This is a genomic window from Polaromonas sp. P3_B4, from assembly GCF_056402835.1.
This window is the reverse complement of the sequence record NZ_JBFUGQ010000004.1, coordinates 86,762-101,319: the sequence shown is the minus strand read 5'-3', so window position 1 is coordinate 101,319 and position 14,558 is coordinate 86,762. Positions and strand designations below refer to the sequence as shown.

General features: G+C 63.4%; 14 protein-coding genes. 2 read left to right on the top strand and 12 right to left on the bottom strand.

Going from position 1 to position 14,558, the window contains the following annotated elements:
• Nucleotides 1-7 precede the first annotated feature (7 nt).
• From AC1DVV_RS21820 to AC1DVV_RS21810, 3 genes are all read right to left on the bottom strand, one after another.
• Nucleotides 8-898 carry a DMT family transporter gene (locus AC1DVV_RS21820; RefSeq protein WP_477701603.1) on the bottom strand — a complete coding sequence of 297 codons (891 nt, stop codon included), beginning with the start codon at nt 896-898 and terminating at the stop codon, nt 8-10.
• Between the two features lie 160 nt (nt 899-1,058).
• On the bottom strand, nt 1,059-1,838 hold the full coding sequence (locus AC1DVV_RS21815; RefSeq protein ID WP_477701602.1) for a hypothetical protein: 780 nt from the start codon (nt 1,836-1,838) through the stop codon (nt 1,059-1,061).
• A gap of 21 nt (nt 1,839-1,859) precedes the next feature.
• The gene (locus AC1DVV_RS21810; RefSeq protein WP_457282457.1) at nt 1,860-2,684 is read right to left on the bottom strand and encodes a cupin-like domain-containing protein; all 825 of its coding nucleotides are present in this window, start codon (nt 2,682-2,684) and stop codon (nt 1,860-1,862) included.
• A gap of 271 nt (nt 2,685-2,955) precedes the next feature.
• Here AC1DVV_RS21810 and pyrF point away from each other — a divergent pair, with 271 nt between their 5' ends.
• The gene (gene pyrF / locus AC1DVV_RS21805) at nt 2,956-3,795 is read left to right on the top strand and encodes an orotidine-5'-phosphate decarboxylase (RefSeq protein ID WP_457282391.1); all 840 of its coding nucleotides are present in this window, start codon (nt 2,956-2,958) and stop codon (nt 3,793-3,795) included.
• 707 nt (nt 3,796-4,502) lie between these two features.
• Here the strand turns inward: pyrF and AC1DVV_RS21800 are convergent.
• Nucleotides 4,503-5,147: an NAD(P)-dependent oxidoreductase gene (locus AC1DVV_RS21800; RefSeq protein WP_477666936.1), complete on the bottom strand. Its 645-nt coding sequence runs from the start codon at nt 5,145-5,147 to the stop codon at nt 4,503-4,505.
• Between the two features lie 97 nt (nt 5,148-5,244).
• Between AC1DVV_RS21800 and AC1DVV_RS21795 the strand changes: the two genes are divergently transcribed.
• Nucleotides 5,245-6,171 carry a LysR family transcriptional regulator gene (locus tag AC1DVV_RS21795; RefSeq protein WP_457282389.1) on the top strand — a complete coding sequence of 309 codons (927 nt, stop codon included), beginning with the start codon at nt 5,245-5,247 and terminating at the stop codon, nt 6,169-6,171.
• Nucleotides 6,172-6,265: 94 nt separating this feature from the next.
• On the opposite strand, the gene AC1DVV_RS21790 is transcribed toward AC1DVV_RS21795, so the two are convergent.
• The 8 genes from AC1DVV_RS21790 to AC1DVV_RS21755 all read right to left on the bottom strand — a co-directional run bounded on the left by AC1DVV_RS21790 (nt 6,266) and on the right by AC1DVV_RS21755 (nt 14,555).
• Nucleotides 6,266-6,712: an acyl-CoA thioesterase gene (locus AC1DVV_RS21790; RefSeq protein WP_457282388.1), complete on the bottom strand. Its 447-nt coding sequence runs from the start codon at nt 6,710-6,712 to the stop codon at nt 6,266-6,268.
• A 27-nt stretch (nt 6,713-6,739) separates the two neighbouring features.
• A complete protein-coding gene (locus AC1DVV_RS21785; protein WP_477666934.1) occupies nt 6,740-7,711 on the bottom strand; it encodes a dipeptidase in 972 nt (323 codons plus the stop codon).
• 73 nt (nt 7,712-7,784) lie between these two features.
• Nucleotides 7,785-8,549, bottom strand: coding sequence for an ABC transporter ATP-binding protein (locus AC1DVV_RS21780; protein WP_457282456.1), 765 nt, complete (start codon nt 8,547-8,549; stop codon nt 7,785-7,787).
• A 23-nt stretch (nt 8,550-8,572) separates the two neighbouring features.
• The gene (locus AC1DVV_RS21775; RefSeq protein ID WP_477701601.1) at nt 8,573-9,421 is read right to left on the bottom strand and encodes an ABC transporter ATP-binding protein; all 849 of its coding nucleotides are present in this window, start codon (nt 9,419-9,421) and stop codon (nt 8,573-8,575) included.
• The gene (nikC, locus tag AC1DVV_RS21770; RefSeq protein WP_477701600.1) at nt 9,418-10,332 is read right to left on the bottom strand and encodes a nickel transporter permease; all 915 of its coding nucleotides are present in this window, start codon (nt 10,330-10,332) and stop codon (nt 9,418-9,420) included. The genes AC1DVV_RS21775 and nikC overlap by 4 nt, the downstream gene beginning before the upstream one ends.
• Complete coding sequence (locus AC1DVV_RS21765; protein ID WP_477701599.1) at nt 10,329-11,423, bottom strand: ABC transporter permease; 1,095 nt, start codon at nt 11,421-11,423, stop codon at nt 10,329-10,331. Before AC1DVV_RS21765 ends, nikC begins: the two co-directional genes overlap by 4 nt.
• 13 nt (nt 11,424-11,436) lie before the next feature.
• Nucleotides 11,437-13,041 (bottom strand): ABC transporter substrate-binding protein, encoded by a 1,605-nt coding sequence (locus tag AC1DVV_RS21760; RefSeq protein WP_477701616.1) that lies wholly within the window; start codon nt 13,039-13,041, stop codon nt 11,437-11,439.
• Nucleotides 13,042-13,724: 683 nt separating this feature from the next.
• Nucleotides 13,725-14,555 carry a YecA/YgfB family protein gene (locus tag AC1DVV_RS21755; protein ID WP_457282383.1) on the bottom strand — a complete coding sequence of 277 codons (831 nt, stop codon included), beginning with the start codon at nt 14,553-14,555 and terminating at the stop codon, nt 13,725-13,727.
• Nucleotides 14,556-14,558 lie beyond the last annotated feature (3 nt).

Genomic DNA, 14,558 nt, shown 5'->3' with positions numbered 1-14,558 from the left:
TTTTCCTTCAGGCCTTTTCAGGTACTGTGCGGCTGGGCGCCAGCACTGAAGCAATCGCCACCACCATCAGCACCACGGCAGCCCAGTCTTGCCAGTGCAGCACTTCGCCCAGGCCCAGAGCGCCTGAAAACACCCCGAGGACGGGAATCATCATCACGCTCAGCGTGGAAGCCACCGGCGGCAGCGCGCGCGCCAGCGTGAACCACGCCGCATGCGCAAAACCGAAGATCAGCACCGCGTTGTAAAGAATCGCGCCCCAGGTCGTGGGCGAAGGTGCCTTCCACTGCGGCATCTCAAACACGACACCCAACACGGTCAGCATCACGGCGGTCATCACCGTCATCCAGAACGACAACGTCAGCGTCGCGGCCGGTATCGTGGTCTTGCGCAGCAGCTGCGTGCCCAGCGCCCACACCGCGGCCGCCACCAGCGCGCACAGCACACCCAGGGGGCTGCCCGACAGGTTGGTCATTTCATTCCATAGCAGTAGCGCCACGCCCAGTGCGGCGGCCGCCACTCCCAGCCAGTTGCGGGCTTTTAGCGTCGCGCCAAAAAACCAGGCGCCCAGCAGCGCCGAAAAAATCGGCATGGTGTAGCCCAGAATCGCCGCACGCCCGCTGCTGAGGTTTTTGACGGCGAGGATGATCAGTGCATGCCAGACAAACATGTTGGCCGCAGCCAGCCAGAAGAGCTCACGCCACCTGCCCCGCGGCACCCCAAACGGCACCTTCAGCACCACCATGGCGATGCCCAGCACCGGGATGCCCAGCCAGATCGACATCGCCCGGAACGTCAAGGGTGGAAAGTCCGCAATCCCCAGTTTCATCACCGGCCAGTTCAGGCCCCAGACCAGGGTGAGCAGAACCAGCAGGATGAGTTGGCGTTGCGAGAGTTGCATGGAGTTATTGTGCCCCCACGCTTTTCACTTCGTGTAATGCGCTGCCCCCCGAGGGGGCCGCCCGCCTGCGGCCCGGCAAAGCCGGTTCCGCGGCTCATGCTGGGTTGAAGAATCAGTGGCGTAACCAGCGCGGCTGGGCTGCGCAACACGGGTTGAACGGCTACGCCGCCTTTGGCTCAGCGGCAGACCCTGTTCGTGCGGGCACCCCGTCGTCTTCTGGAATGGCGTAGCGCGGCGCCAGTGCGGCAAGCGACCTCAACACCGGGACGGGTGTCCAGCGAAATAGCGGCGTGAGCCAGGGATACGGCACCCTGGATTTCAGAATGGCGCCGTAATCACACGAGGCTTCGTGGGGGAAGTAGTTCTCACGCACGGCCACAAGCTCACAAAACCCCTTGCCGTGGTAGTAGCGCAGCTGTGGATCAACCGGCAAACCGGCCCGCGTAGTCCGTGCATAAGCCTCTACCGATGCGCCTGGTTTTCGTTGCAAATGACGCTTGAGCCCGGGCATGGGAGAGCCCAGAAACACTTCACGAGTGCCGCATTTCACCGCATACAGATAGTTAAAGGCGATCAGCTGCAAGGCCGCGCCGGCATCCACGCTGGTCAGGCTGATGCCGAACAGGCAGCGGGAGGCGTGCTTGTTCGTCGGCACCTTGCCGTCCAGGGCGGCACTCTTTTGCCAGTCGCCCGGGTTGACCCACTCTGCCTCCGTGGTGGGCTTGCAAAAGAGCGACGCCAGCAATTCACCCGTTTCTGCGCAAAATGCACCCCCGCTCAAATCGGGATGCGCGGCAATGCGTGATCGAAAGTCTTCTGCGGTGGCTTGCTGCTCTTGCGTCCATTGCTTGCGCTCCAGATCCAGCAAGGCTGGAATATCGCCAATACGCAAATTGCGGGTGATGTAGCTGCGCTTTTTGATGGTCGGTTTGGTTGTCATGGGTAACGGTATGCGTGGGTGTTAAAGGAGTTGACTGCCCGGAACGTCGGGGACTGGTGGCGGGTGTGCGGTACCCGAATGGCAGGCGCAATTGCGAGTGCCCAAGGGCTGGAAGTCATGCATCAGCTGCACAGCACCTGTGGTGAGCCACAGCCGGGTGACCCGGGCCTTGTTGCCGAAAAATCCGCTCAGAAAAATGCTGGCTTGCAAATTCACCACCTCATGCCACCAGCCATGAGGCACGTAGATGGCATCACCCGGATACAGATCGACGGCAAACAGTGCGTCTGTTGGCACATCGCTTTGTGCCAGGTCGCGCATGCCCACCGATGCCAGCTTGGCCCAGCGGTCATACTTAGTTGACAACGCACCCAGGTGTTCCACGGTGCCGGGGCGTGCCAGGTAAAAGCGTTTGACTCCGCGCGTGAGCACCGCCAGGTTGTCCAGCAAGTCGTAATGCAAACCCGTGTGTGCACCTTGCGGGCCAATCCATGCGCTGCTGGAGACGATGTTGCCTGGCGGGAATAATGCGTCTTGCTGCACGTCCTGGCGCAATGAGGGTATCTCCTTGAGCAGATCAAACTCTTTGAGGTAGCCGATATGCGAGCCTTCTTCCTGCGCGGCTGTCTGCAACTCCAGTTGTGCCACATAGCGGTCAAGTGTGGACGTCACAAACCGGGTACTGGACCTCTCCCGATTCCCCACCACCAGGGTCACAGGCCTGGCCCCGCCCAGATGGGCAAGGTGCTGAAACGTCCAACGCTCCAGCGCGGCCCAGTTGCGCCCCATGCCCCGCAAAACAACAGGGCCATGACCTATCCACTCATGCCCCCGGGGAGACACCATCTCTGGCACAGCCCCGAGCCTGGAGCGAGGTATTCCCAGCGGGCATTCGCCTTGGGTAATCCACAAATTCACAACGACCTTCAGCACTTGCAATGCGGTGATCGTAAAAATCCACTGTGAAATCCTGATGACGCTAGCGCTTGTTTTTTTGTTGCATCGTGTAAAACGCCGGACAGGTAGCCGCTGGAGACAATCGCGCGTTTGGCATACAGGGGGTTTTCCATCGGGGCCCGGTGCAAGCTGCGGAGATGGTGGGAGCTTAAAATGGGACATGACTTTTCTCGACATGCTGGGCGCCGCAGAACGCCAGAACCGCTCCATGCTCTGCGTCGGCCTGGACCCTGAACCTACGAAATTCCCCGGCAAGCTCAAGGGCGATGCCAACAAGATCTACGATTTCTGCGCGGCGATTGTTGACGCCACCGCCGACCTGGTGATTTCATTCAAGCCGCAAATCGCCTACTTCGCCGCGCACCGCGCCGAAGGCCAGCTTGAACGCCTGATGGAACACATGCGCCGCGTGGCGCCGCAAGTGCCCATCATCCTGGACGCCAAGCGCGGCGATATCGGCAGCACGGCGGAGCAATATGCCAAGGAAGCCTTTGAGCGCTACGGTGCCGACGCGGTGACGCTCTCGCCCTTCATGGGGTTTGATTCGGTCGCACCATATTTGAAGTACGAAGGCAAGGGCGCATTTTTGCTGTGCCGCACCTCCAACCCCGGCGGCGACGATCTGCAGAACCAGCGCTTCGCCTCGATTGAAGGCCAGCCGCTGTTGTACGAGCATGTGGCGCGTCTGGCGCAAGGGCCGTGGAACCTCAATGGCCAGTTGGGCCTGGTGGTGGGGGCGACTTATCCGGCCGAGATCGAGCGTGTGCGTTCGGTGGCGCCGACCTTGCCGCTGCTGATTCCGGGTGTGGGGGCGCAGGGTGGCGATGCCGTCGCGACCGTCAAAGCGGGCTGGCGGGCCGGCGCGCCAATCATCGTGAACTCGTCGCGTGCGATTATTTATGCCTCTTCGGCGGATGATTTTGCGGAGGCTGCGCGGCGCGAGGCGGTGAAGACTCGGGATGTGTTGGAAGCGGCTCGGGGTGAGGCTCTGAAGCTGTAGTCTTTCTTGTTCCAGCGCTTTTTGCTGAGTGTTGCTGGCCGGGGGTTGCCCGGCATGCAACTCACTTTTCTTTGCTTCGCCAAAGAAAAGTAAGCAAAAGAAAAGCGACCCTGGTTCCTGCGTCCCTTCGCTGCGCTACGGGCAACCTGCGGTGCTCGGTCCAGCCGGGGTCAAAAACAACTCGCTTCGCTCAAACAAGTTTTTGCCCTGATCCGTCTGGCCCTGCGCTCCTCGGCGCATCCACAAGGGCCAATCGGGAGCGGGGACAAAAATACAAAATCAACACAAATACCAACAAGGACTCGCCACGGCGAGTCCTTGTTTCTTCAGGTATTCGGATTCCTGTCTTCGGCTGTTGGTATTCCTTCTCCCCATCCCTTCTGTATGCGCCGAGGAGCGCAGGTTCAGGCGGATCAGGGATCGCGATTGTCTGAGCGAAGCGAGTTCGAGCGAGACCCCGCCTGAACCGAGCACCGCAGGTTGCCCGTAGCGAAGCGGAGGGTCGCAGACAGCAGGGTCGCCTTTTCTTTTGCTTACTTTTCTTTTGGCGAAGCAAAAGAAAAGTGAGTAGCCGCCGGGCTACCCCCGGCCAGCAACCCTCAGCAAAGACCGCAAACACCGAAACAACAACAACCAAAAAAGAAAATAGCTATTAATTTAGGAGCTGCCTGCGCCCGTCCCTATTGGGCGTAAGGCCAATAAGACGATTAATTGGCAACCGTGAACCGGCGCCGAACATGCCGCGCGTTTTCAATCTCGTCCACGATGGCCACAGCCAGGTCAGGCACCGAAATACCGGCCGGCTTGTCACCCTGGCCAGGCAGCAGGTCGTCCGCACCCAGCCGGTATTTGCCGGTGCGCTCACCGGGTGCCAGGCCAATGGGAGGCGAGACAAAGCTCCAGTCCAGTGAGGTTTCGAGCTTGAGCTGGTTCAGCGCCTCGCGTGCGGCGAGCGCGCCCTGCTTGTATTGCGCGGGAAACTCCGGCGTGTCCACGAGCTGCAGGCCGGGCGCCACATACAGGCTGCCGGCGCCACCCACCACGAGCAGGCGTTTGACGCCCGCCTGCTTGACGCCATTCACGATGGCTTTGCTGGCCTCAAGGTGCAGGTCGTGGATTTTCGGCTCGCTCCAGCCGGGGTTGTAGGCGCTGATGACGGCATCGTGGCCCGCCACGGCTTTGGCCACCTGGCCGGCATTCAGTGCGTCGGCGGCGACCACGGTCAGGCCGGTTTGCGGGTTGACCTTGCCAGGGTTGCGGGCCAGTACGGTGACCTTGTGGCCGCGGCTCAGCAGTTCGGAAAGAATGGGTGCGCCGATAAAACCTGTGGCGCCGATCAATGCAATGTTCATAAAAACTCCTATGGGTTAAAGAGTCTCTAGTTTCATTACTTCACAACGGCCTGAATAGACGGCAAAATTCGCTAACACTGTGAAGTAGAGCTAACTAATGAGCGATAAATCCATGGACCAGCTCAAGCGCATGGCCATTTTTGCCGAGGTGGTTGCCAAAGGGTCCCTGACCGCGGCTGCTCGGCAGCTGGGCATGACGCCTTCGGCCGTGAGCCAGCATTTGCGGCAGCTTGAGCAGTCGCTCGGCCTGGCCCTGCTGCACCGGTCCACGCGGCGCCTGACGCTGACAGAAGCGGGGGAGCGCTACCACGCCGGTTGTGCCGCCATGGTGGCGGCTGCGCGCTCGGCGGAACAGGCGCTGGTGCGGCTGCGCGACGAACCCGAAGGCGAGCTGCGCCTGGCCGCGCCGGCCGGCTTTGGCAGCCTGCTGGCAGCGGCGCTGGCGCCGCTGCGCGGCTACCCCCGGCTCACGCTGCGTCTGCTGCTGGACGACAAGCTGGTTGACCTGATCGGCGAACGCGTGGATATCGCGGTGCGCGTGGGGGAGTTGGCCGACTCCAGCCTGGTGGCACGCAAGCTGGGCGATATGACGCGCCAGCTCTGCGCCTCGCCGGCCTACCTGGCCGAACGCGGCTGGCCCGCCACGCCGCAGGATTTGCTGCGCCACGACTGGCTGGCCAGCAAACCCAACAGCAGCAACAGCGCGGACATGCTGGAGCTGCTGGGCCCGTCCGGCGAACGCGAAACCCTGAGGCTGGAAGGCCGGGTGCAGGCCTCGCAGGTCACGGCGCTGCATGCGCTGGCCATAGCCGGCTGGGGCATCAGCATGGGTGTGAGCGAGGACGACCGCAAAGCGATGGCCGAAGGCCGCTTGCTGCCGATACTGCCGGGCTGGCGCATGGCGGATGTTCCGGTCTACGCCGTCACGCCGCGGCGTGGCGAGCAGCCGGCCAAGGTGCGGTACACGCTGGAGTTGCTGGCGGCCTGGTTCGTAGGTGTCAGGCCTGTTGCGGACGCGGCCTGAGCACCAGCCCGCCCAGCATCACACAAGCCAGTGCGGCCGTCAGGTCAAGGCCCATCAGGCGTTGCTTCGCATCTGGTAGCGTTGTGCGGCGGGCTCAGGTCAGTTGCATGGAGCGCGCGGCATCCAGGTGCGCCTTCACACGCTGGGCCAGTGCGACGTCGCCGGGGGTCTCCGGCCGCCATTCCTGGGCGGGCAAGGCCTTGCCGTCCAGGTCCACCGCGACAAACACCACCAGGCATTCGGTGATGACCTGCATCTGCCCGACTTTCATGTCGCCGGCGCGCACTTCCACCGAGATGTTCAGGCTGGTCGTGCCGGTGTAGGCCAGGCGGGCTTCGACTTCGACCAGGTCGCCGATCATGATGGGACGCTGAAAACGTATGCTGCCCACCGACACGGTGACGCAATAGCGCTTGGCCCAGCTGGTGGCGCAGGCGTAGCCGGCTTCGTCAATCCATTTCATGACGGTGCCGCCGTGCACTTTGCCGCCGAAGTTGACGGTACTGGGTTCGGCCAGGAAGCGGAGGGTGATGGAGGACATGGGGGCTGCCGGTGTGTTGTGGGTTGTTCAGGCGTGCTGCCAGGCGACGGCGGCGACACGCATCATATTGTCGCCCATCACGCCCTCTACCTCAGTTGCGCTCAGGCCCACCCGGCGCAGCGCTTCGGGCAGCAGTTGCCAGGTTTCAACCGGCGTGTAAGTCATGCGCTGTACGGCGCGGTCGTAGCCGGCCGACCTGGGCCACCAGTAGGTGGGGTCATAGTCGCCCGGCGGGTTGTCATTGAGCTCATCCTGCCGGAAGCTGATGTCCAGGCCGATGCCCGCATGCTGCGCGCCGACCAGGCCCGCCACATGGGCCACATGCCGCGCCATATCGTCAGCCGTAGGAGTGCGCGTACCCAGGAATGCAGAGACGCCCGAGACGCACACCACCCCGCCGGTTGCGGCGCAGGCGCGTATTTGCTCGTCGGTGATGTTGCGCCCGTGCTCGACCAGCGCCAGCGGGTTGGCGTGGCTGAAGATCACCGGCTTGGCCGAGGCGGCCATGATGTCGAGGCTGCAGCGGCGGCCGGTATGGGAGCAGTCCATCAAGAGGCCGGCCTCATTCACGGCCTGCACCATGCGCACACCCAGCGGCATGAGGCCGCGTGCTTCGTCGTGGCAGCCGTCGGCCACGCTGTTGTTGCGGTTGTAGGCGAAATGGATTTGCCGCACGCCGAGTTCGCGGTACAGGGTCACCATCTCGGGCCGCTCCTGCAAGGGCATCGCACCTTCCAGGTCAAAGCCGATGGCAAGCTGGCTCGCCGCCGCGGCTTCGCGGATCTCGTCCACGCTGGATACCAGCCGGTAGCGCCCGGGGTTCGCGGCGATCTTCGCGCGGAAGGCCGCAATGACCGCCATGATTTGCGCCACCGGGTTCATGTCCATGCCGACATTGACGGATACATAGTTCACGCCCGCGGCGCGCAACGCGTCCATCGGCGAAAAATCGGCTGCCGGGTGCAATGGCAGGCAGGCGTGGGCTTCCCAGTGGATCATGGCGTGGCGTGTGGTGTTGAAGAGAAATTAAAGCATGCGGCGCTGCGGCGCGCCAGACCTGCCTGGTAACGATTTACGCCGTAGCGGACACGTCGTCCGCTGCGCGGCGTTTGAACCCGGTGGAAGCCTCCATCAGGCTCAGCGTATAGGCATTCGTGACTTTGTGTGCCGCCAGGTCGGCCGCAGGCAGCATCTCCACCGTCTGGCCGCGCTGCATCACCATGAGCCGCTCGCACAGGTGGGTGACGACGGCCAGGTCGTGGCTCACCATGATGAAGGTCAGGCCGCGCCGGCGGCGCAGTTCCTCGAGCAGGTTGAGCACCTCGGCCTGCACTGAGGCGTCCAGTGCCGAAGTGGGCTCGTCCAGCAACAGGATTTGCGGCTCGAGGATCAAAGCGCGCGCAATTGCGATGCGCTGGCGCTGCCCACCCGAGAGTTGGTGCGGGTAACGGAAGCGAAAACCCGTGCCCAGGCCGACTTCTTCCAGCGCACGTTCGATGCGCGCTTCCGCATCGCTGATGCCGTGGATGGCCAGCGGCTCGGCGAGGATGCGGTCTACGGTGTGGCGCGGGTGCAGCGAGCCGTACGGGTCCTGGAACACCATCTGCACCTGCCGCCTGAAGGCCTTGCTGCCGGGCGCGCTGTCCTGGCCCAGCAACCTGACCGTGCCGGCCGTGCGCGGCGCGAGCCCGCAGATGGCGCGTAGCACGGTGGATTTGCCGGAACCCGATTCGCCGACGATGCCGAAGCTTTCGCCGGGGTTCACGATGAAGGAGGTATCGGCGACGGCGACAAAGCTGTCGTACACCACGCGCAGGCTGCTGACTTCCAGGCCCAGCGATGCGGATGAAGCCACCGGGTTCACAGCGCCCACTCCGGTTGCCTGTCCAGCGTCGCCAGCGGATGCGTGGACGCGCCCAGCTGCGGCAGACAAGCCATCAGGCCGCGTGTGTACGGGTGCTGCGCATTCGCCAGGCCGCCGGCGGCCAGCTCTTCCACCACCCGGCCGGCATACATCACCAGGATGCGGTCGCAAAAGGTGGACACCAGCCGCAGGTCGTGCGAGACCAAAATCAAGCCCATGCCGCGCTCGGCCACCAGCGTGTCGAGGATGGACAGCACCTGTAGCTGCACCGTCACGTCCAGCGCCGAAGTCGGCTCGTCGGCGATCAGGAGGTCCGGGTCGGCGATGAGCATCATCGCAATCATCGCGCGCTGACCCATGCCGCCCGACACCTCATGCGGATACAACTTGTAGACGCGCGCCGGGTCGTCGATGCGCACGGATTCGAGCGCGGCCAGTGCGCGCTTTTTGGCTTCGGCCGACGAGACGCGGGTGTGGGCCTGCAGCGTTTCCACGATCTGTGCGCCTATCGTCATGACGGGGTTCAGCGAAAACTTCGGGTCCTGCAGCACCATGGCAACACGGCCGCCGCGCAGCGCACGGCGTTGGGCGGGCGGGCAGTTGAGCAAGTCCACACCGGAAAATTCGAGACGCTTGGCGCTGATGCGGCCTTCCGGTGCGGTCAGGCCCATGATGGCGCGGCCGGTTTGTGATTTGCCCGAACCCGACTCGCCCACGATGCCCAGGCGCTCGCGGCCCAGCGTGAAGGACACGCCGCGCACCGCCTCGGTCATGCCGCCATCACGGCGCGGAAAGCTCACGCGCAAGTCGTCGACCACCAGCAGGGGCCTGTGGGCGCCCGTCATTTGGCGGCCTTCGGGTCCAGCGCATCGCGCAGGCCGTCACCCAGCAGGTTGAAGGCCAGGCTCACGACAAAAATCGCCGCGCCGGGCGCGGCCGCCACCCACCACTGGTCCAGCACATAGAGGCGGCCGTTGGCGATCATCGCGCCCCACTCCGGCATGGGCGGTTGCGCGCCCAGGCCCAGAAAACCCAACCCGGCAGCCGTGAGGATGATGCCGGCCATATCCAGCGTGACGCGCACGATCACCGACGACACGCACAGCGGCATGATGTGGCCCAGCACGATGCGCCAGGGCGAGGCACCCAGCAATTGCACGGCCGCGATGTAGTCGGTCTGGCGTATCGTCAGCGTCTCGGCCCGCGCCATGCGCGCATAGGGCGGCCAGGAGGTGATGGCGATGGCAATCACCGCGTTCTGGATGCCGGGCCCCAGCGCCGCGACAAACGCCAGCGCGAGGATAAGGCGCGGAAACGCCAGAAAAATATCAGTGATGCGCATCAGCACTGCGTCGATCCAGCCGCCGGCATAACCGGCCACAGTGCCGACGATGAGGCCGAGCGGCGCGGCCAGCACCGCCACCAGAATCACCACCATCAGCGTGATGCGCGAGCCGATGATGATGCGTGAGAGGATGTCCCGCCCCTGGTCGTCGGTGCCGAACCAGTGCGCCCACGAAGGCGGCAGCAGCCGTGTGGTGCGCAGGTCGCCGGTGTAGGCCGAATACGGCGCGAGCAGGTCGGCAAAAATCGCCACGAGGATAAGCCCCAGCACGATGAAGAGGCCCAGCATGGCCAGACGGTTGCGCGAAAAATCGTGGCAGCCGTGGTACATGCGGCCCATGAAGGCCTGGCGGCGCGAGGCAGGGCGGTCGGTGCTCAGCCAGTCGCGCAAAGATGCAACCTTTGAAGTCATCGGATTCGCGTCCTTGGGTCCAGCAATTTGTACAAGACGTCAGAGAGCAAGTTCAAGCCCACAAAAATCGAACCCACCACAATCGTGCCGCCCAGCACCGCATTCATGTCGGCGTTCTGGAGCGAGTTGGTGATGTAGAGACCCAGGCCCGGCCAGGCAAAAACGGTCTCGGTCAGCACAGAGCCCTCGAGCAGACCCGCGTACGACAGCGCGATCACCGTGACCAGCGGCACCATGGCGTTGCGCAGCGCATGGCGCCAGATGATGCGCGACTCCGACAGGCCTTTGGCGCGCGCGGCAATCACGTATTCCTGGGCGAGTTCATTGAGCATGAAGGAACGCGTCATGCGGCTGATGTAGGCCAGCGCGAAATAGCCGAGCAGCGAAGCCGGCAATATCAGGTGCGAAAACACATTGCGAAAAGCCTCCCACTCGCCGGTCATGGCGGTGTCGAGCAGCAAAAGCCCGGTGATGGGCTTGAGTGTGTACTCATAACTCACGTCGATCCGGCCCGGCCCGGAGACCCAGCCCAGTCGCGCATAAAACACCACCAGCGCCATCAGCCCCAGCCAGAAGATGGGCACCGAATAGCCCACCAGGCCGATCACGCGCACCACCTGGTCCACCAGCTTGCCGCGCCGCACTGCGGCCCAGACGCCCAGCGGCACGCCCAGGCCCGCGCCGATCAGGATGCCCAGGCTGGCCAGCTCCAGCGTGGCCGGAAACGCGCGCTTGATGTCCGTCATCACCGGGTTGGCTGTCAGCACCGAGACGCCGAAGTCGCCCTTGAGCACCTTGCCGATGTAGATGTAGAACTGCTCATACAGCGGCTTGTCCAGCCCCAGCTCCTGGCGCGCCCGCTCGATCACATGCGCCGGCGCGCGATCACCCACGATGGCCAGCACCGGGTCAATGGGGATCACCCGGCCGATGAAAAACGTGACCGCGAGCAGGCCCAGGTAGGTGAGCAAAATCACCACCAGGAAGTTGCCGAAGCTCCTGGCGTGCGGCGTGAAGCGCTGGCCCGCCGTGCGCGTGGCTACCGCGCTGAGCGGCGCCACACCGACGGCCGTGGGGTCGGGAATAGCCAAAGTCGGTGGGCTATCAGCGCTTGGAGGCGTTGAACATGTAGTTGCTGTCGAAGGTGGGGCCCAGCTTCAGGCCGTCCACGTTGGTGCGATAAGCCGCCACCTCGGTCTGCTGGTAGAGCATGACAAAGGGGCTGGTCTTGCGGAACTCGGCCTGCAGGTCCTCGTACATCTTCTTGCGCTTGCCGGCGTCGCGCTCGAGCACGGCGGCATCCGACTGCTTGGTCAGCTCGGGGATCGCCCAGGCGTTGCGCCAGGCCAGCGGCTTGGCCTTGGCATCGTCGGCGTTGTCGGGGTTGCGCGTGAAGGTGTCGGCGTTCGAATGCGGGTCCCAGTAGTCGGCGCCCCACTGGCCGATGTACATGTCGTGGGTGCGGGCACGGTACTTGGTCAATGTTTGCTTGCCGTCACCGGGAATGATCTCGACGTCAATGCCGGCCTGCTTGGCTGTTTGCTGGAAGGCCTCGGTGATGCCTTGCACCGGCTGGATGGTGCGCATGTCGATGGTGACCTTGAAGCCGTTGGCCAGGCCCGCTTTGGCCAGCAGCGCCTTGGCCTTGGCCACGTCGAGCTTGTACGGCTTGACGGTGCTGGCGCCCAGCAGGCCCTGCGGCAAGAAGTTCTGGTTGATCACGCCGATGTTCTTGACCAGCGTGTCGCCGATCGCGTCGTAGTCGACCAGGTATTTCAGGGCCTCGCGCACCTCGGGCTTGGCCAGGTTGGCGTTCTTCTGGTTCAGGCTGATGTAGTAGACCGTGCCTTTGGGCGTGGAGGTCATCTTCACGTCCTTGTTGGCCGAGAGCGCCGCGATGTCCTGCGGGCTCAGGTTGCGGGCGATGTCGATGTCGCCTTTTTCCAGCAGCAGGCGCTGCGTGGCCGATTCCTTCACGTGGCGGTAGATCACGCGGGCCAGTTTGGGCTTGGCGCCGTAGTAGTTGTCGTTGCGTTCCAGCGCCACGATTTCATTGGCACGCCATTCGCGCAGCTTGAGCGGGCCGGAGCCGGCGTAATTGGTTTTCAGCCAGGCGTAACCCCAGTCACCGTTGACCTCTTTCGATTGCACCAGCTTCATGTCGACAATGCCGGCCACGTTGGCCGTCAGGCAGTTGAAGACAAAGGTGGGTGCATAAGCCTTGTCGGTTTCCAGGGTCACCACGGTCGGGCTGGTGGCCTTGATCTTGTCCTTGACGTTGGTCTTGGAGAAACCGAACTGGGTCAGGATGAAAGCGGGGGACTTGTCGAGCATCACGGCGCGCTGCAGCGAATACGCCACTTCTTCAGCCGTGAGCGGATTGCCGGAGGCGAACTTGATCCCGGGCTTGAGCTCGAAGGTATAGGTCTTGCCGTCGGCCGAGACGGTCCAGGATTTGGCCACGTCGCCCACCAGTTTGGAAGGGTCGTTCACATCCAGGCGCAGCAGGCGGTCATAGGTGTTGCCCATGATCTCGCCGGCGGACAGCTCAAAGGCCTCGGCCGGGTCCATGGTGATGATGTCATCGAAACCGAAGGCCAGCACCAGGGTGTCCTTGGGCGTGGCGGCCAGCACGGCGCCGGCGCTGCAAGCCAGCATGGCGGCTGCGGCAGTGGCGCAAAGAACGCGGCGGCTGAGGTGGGGAAGCATGTGGTTCAAGATGATTTCCTTCGGTTGGACAGTCAAACAAACATTGCGCCTGACCGCTTGTGGCGGCCGCGCCCGGGGGTCTCAGGGGTGAGCAGGAATCATGCCCATACCGCTGGTGGTTGCCGCCGGTAACTTGTACATACAAGTCAGGGACCTGTTCACGGTCCAGGGCGACTGATGCATTCTGCGCCGCCGACCGCGCGCGTCAAGACCCGGGTTTTCCGCGATTGCTGACTTCATGAAAACCGGCGGTCCGGCGGCGGACCGCCTGGCCGTCGCCTATGTAGCCAACACCGTTGCCCCAAAAAAGTGTCCAGAAGCCGCCTTCCAGGGTGAAGCGTTACGACCTGCTGCTCGGCGGAATATCCTGGTGGACAACCGGCTGGACTCTGCGGGTTTTACCGGTGTTTGTTGTTGCTATTAAAAGCATAGCTGCTGGCGCCCATCCATATTGGGCTTAAGGCCGAAACCTCCCCTGAAAACAGCCTGAACCGGGTCTGGTTTCAGTTTGGGGGGAAGTCCCTTCTTCTGGCGTGCGTTCGGGGGGGGGCGTGGGCCTTGTTTTTTCGGGTCAAAAGTGGCTAGAGGCCAATTAAATCGGGCGCGACAAGCTATGAAATTGATAGCGATTATTCAATGCGCCCGAATCCGGCAAAGGACACATGCCGTCAGATCACCGGCCTTTACCCCGCCCCGTGACATTTCTTGTATTTCTTCCCGCTACCGCAATAACACAGGTCGTTGCGCCCGGGCGTGGCCTCCACCCGCACCGTCTCGACCTTGGGGCCCATGGTCTTCCACAGCTCACGCAAGTCATACACCGCCCAGATGGCCTCGCCAAACGCGTTGAGCCTGGCAATGCTGGTGCTGGGCGTGCCGTCTTCGCTCAGGGGTGACACCTCGGGCGGGGCGCTGTCATCTTCGGTCATGGCGACCACGGCCTGCAGGGCACCATCGAGCCATTTGGCGGCGTCTTTGTCACGCGGCGCCATCCACTCGTCGGGCCAGCTTTCGACGGCAAACATGAAACCCAGCGCCCAGACCTGCGCGAATGCGGGCAGGTCTTCACCCTTGAAGGCGGCACGTTCGTCGGGCGGCATGTCGGCCACGGCGCCGCGTATGTCCATGACCTCGGGGTGGTAGCAGTTGTCGTCTTCAAGCGAGTCCACTTCGGCGTCCAGCGCCGTTTCGACTTCCTGCCAGCGCTGGTTCCAGAGCATGAGGAAGCGCTCACGCTGCGCCTCGCTGGCGAACGAGCCGCCTTCCGGATCTGGCGCCTCGCCCTCAGCGGGGACGGCGAGCAGCACGGGCAGGTATTCGGCTGCCTCGATGGGCCGGCGCGAGCAGATCACGGCGGCCATGAAGCCTTCGCAGAATTCCCACTGCGGTGTTTCGTCGTAACGGATGCGCAGGTCGTCGAGGATGGCATCGAGCTCGTCGAACGCCTCGACTTCCAGGAAAACCGGCTCCGGCGAGGGCTTAGAGGGGATGACGGATTTGGGGGTGGGCTTCATGAA